Annotated in this window: 2 protein-coding genes and 1 pseudogene; all 3 read right to left on the reverse strand. The window is 64.8% G+C overall.

The window, feature by feature from the left end; translation table 11 throughout:
* The coding region (locus I71_RS07760; protein WP_042693515.1) for an NAD(P)H-dependent oxidoreductase subunit E at positions 1 to 248 on the reverse strand (248 nt) is incomplete at its 3' end.
* Positions 245 to 1,393 (reverse strand): NADH-quinone oxidoreductase subunit D, encoded by a 1,149-nt coding sequence (locus I71_RS07765; protein WP_042693518.1) that lies wholly within the window; start codon positions 1,391 to 1,393, stop codon positions 245 to 247. The genes I71_RS07765 and I71_RS07760, both read right to left, overlap by 4 nt.
* A gap of 107 nt (positions 1,394 to 1,500) precedes the next feature.
* Positions 1,501 to 1,732: pseudogene (locus tag I71_RS07770) on the reverse strand (NADH-quinone oxidoreductase subunit C); the annotation flags it as partial.

Here is a 1,732-nt window from a genome sequence, read left to right on the forward strand (position 1 = left end):
TAGAAGGTCGCGACCTCGTACACGCGGATGCGCGGCATCCCCAACAGGTCGGGCACGGCGTCCATGGCGACGCGCGGCAGCCAGCCGCCATTCTGGCGCTGGGCAACGTCCAGCAGCGGCATGCAGGCGCTGGCCTGGCGGCCTTGCGGATACTTGGCGATGATGCGCTTCGCCAGCTCCAGATTTTCCGGAGTGAAGGTGAAGCTGGTCGGCTCGGCGTGGCCGTGATCGGAAGCGGGCGCGCTCATCGATCGATTTCTCCGAAAACGATGTCCATCGAGGCGATGTTGGCGACGGCGTCGGCCAGCATGTGCCCCTTCGACATGAAGTCCAGGCCCTGAAGATGGGCGAAGCCCGGTGCGCGGATCTTGCAGCGGTAGGGCTTGTTGGTGCCGTCGGACACCAGATACACGCCGAATTCGCCCTTGGGCGCCTCGATGGCGGTGTAGGTCTCGCCGGCGGGAACGTGGAAGCCCTCGGTGAAGAGCTTGAAGTGGTGGATCAGCGCTTCCATCGAGCGCTTCATCTCGCCGCGCGGCGGCGGGGACACCTTGCGGTCCTGGATCTTGTACGGACCGGCCGGCATTTCCTTGCAGCACTGGCGGATGATGCGCAGCGACTGCTTCATCTCCTCCATGCGGACCAGATAGCGCGCCCAGCAGTCGCCGGTCAGGCCGACCGGGACGTCGAACTCCATGCGGTCATAGACCTCGTAGGGCTGCGACTTGCGCAGATCCCAGGCGACGCCGGAGCCGCGCAGCATCGGACCCGTGAAGGCCCAGTCGAGCGCCTGCTCTTTGGTAACGATGCCGATGTCGACCGTGCGCTGCTTGAAAATGCGGTTCTCGGTCAGCAGGCTTTCGAGGTCGTCCATGAACTTCGGAAAACGCTCGGTGAAGGCCCAGATGTCGTCCAGCAGCCCGTCCGGAATATCCCAGGCGACGCCGCCCGGCCGGAAATAGTTGGCGTGCAGGCGGGCACCCGACACGCGCTCGTAGAACTCCATGAGGATTTCGCGTTCCTCGAAGCCCCACAGCGCCGGGGTGATCGCGCCGACGTCGAGCGCGCCGGTCGTGATCGACAGGATGTGGTTCAGGATGCGGGTGATTTCCGAGAACAGCACGCGGATGTACTGGGCGCGCAGCGGCGCCTTGATCTGCAGCAGGTTCTCGATGCCGAGCACATAGGCGTGCTCCATGCACATCGGGCTGACATAGTCCAGCCGGTCGAAATACGGCACGGCCTGGATGTAGGTCTTGTACTCGATCAGCTTTTCGGTGCCGCGGTGCAGCAGGCCGATGTGCGGATCGCAGCGCTCCACCACCTCGCCGTTCAGCTCCATCACCAGACGGAGCACGCCGTGGGCGGCCGGATGCTGCGGCCCGAAATTCATCGTGTAGGGCTTGATCTGCGTCTTGCTCTCCGGACCGGAGGCGCTGATCGCCCCGTTCGGCCCCGTCGAGACGACGCCGGTCGCCGATTCGGTCGAAACGGTCATGCTCACGGCTTCTTGCTCCCGTCCTGGAGGGCCGCCTTCTCATCGCCGGGCAGCATGACGTTGGTCATGCCTTCCCACGGGCTGAGGAAGTCGAAGGCGCGGAAATCCTGGGTCAGACGGACCGGCTCGTAGATCACGCGCTTCTGGTCCTCGTCGTAACGGGCCTCGACATAGCCGGTCAGCGGGAAGTCCTTGCGGAAGGGGTGCCCCTCGAACCCGAGTCGGGAGGTGCGA

This window comes from Azospirillum sp. B506 (genome assembly GCF_000333595.1).
In the GTDB taxonomy this organism is placed as follows: Bacteria; Pseudomonadota; Alphaproteobacteria; order Azospirillales; family Azospirillaceae; genus Azospirillum.